Here is a 982-nt window from a genome sequence, read left to right as displayed (position 1 = left end):
GCCAGGCACTGCTCGTAGGAATTGTTGTCGGCAGTGTTGGAGCGGTAGAAGGCGGTCTGGAAATTGGCCTGGGTGTGGTCGCAGCCGAGATAGTGGCTGCCCGGACCGACTTGGCGGATGGCGTCCATCGCCTGGCCGTTTTCCGACAGGTCGACGCCCTCGGAGAATTTCTGCTGCATGCCGAGCTGGTCGATGTCCATCATGAACTTCTCGTAGCAGGACGCCAGCCCACCCTCGAGCCAGCCGGCCGAGTGCAGCACGAAATTCGCGCCGGCAAGAATGGTCGAGTTCAGCGTGTTGGCGCTCTCGTAAGCCGCCTGCGCGTCCGGGATCTTCGCGGCGCAGAGCGAACCGCCGGTGCGGAACGGCAGGCCGAGACGGCGGGCAAGCTGCGCGGCGCCATAGGAGACCAGCGATGGTTCCGGCGTGCCGAAGGTCGGCGCGCCCGACTGCATCGAGATCGACGAGGCGAAAGTGCCGAACAGCACCGGCGCGCCCGGCCGGATCAACTGCGTGAACGATGCGCCGGCCAGCACCTCGGCCAGCACCTGCGTCAGCGTGCCGGCGACCGTCACCGGGCTCATCGCGCCGGCAAGGATGAACGGCGTGACGATGCAGGCCTGGTTGTGGCGCGAATAGACCTTCAACGCGCCGAGCATCGTCTCGTCGAACACCATCGGCGAGTTGGCGTTGATAAGGCTGGTCAGCACCGTGTTGTTCTCGACGAAGTCGTCGCCGAACACAAGCTTGGCCATCGCCACCGTGTCCTCGGCGCGCTCCGGCGCGGTCACCGAGCCCATGAACGGTTTGTCGGAATATTTGATATGGCTGTAGACCATATCGAGATGGCGCTTGTTGACGGGAACGTCGACCGGCTCGCACACCGTGCCGCCCGAATGGTGGATCGACGGCGCCATATAGGCGAGCTTCACGAAATTCCGGAAATCCTCGATAGTCGCATAGCGGCGGTTGCCGTCGAGAT

1 protein-coding gene is annotated in these 982 nt (G+C 64.1%); it reads right to left on the bottom strand.

The window, feature by feature from the left end:
* Positions 1 to 982: trimethylamine methyltransferase family protein (locus tag EOA33_RS36840; RefSeq protein ID WP_145989556.1), on the bottom strand; the 982-nt coding region annotated here is incomplete at both ends.

The organism is Mesorhizobium sp. M4A.F.Ca.ET.050.02.1.1 (assembly GCF_003997725.1).
Lineage (GTDB): Bacteria > Pseudomonadota > Alphaproteobacteria > Rhizobiales > Rhizobiaceae > Mesorhizobium.
The sequence above is the reverse complement of the archived record's forward strand: the minus strand, read 5'-3'. Positions and strand labels throughout refer to the sequence as shown.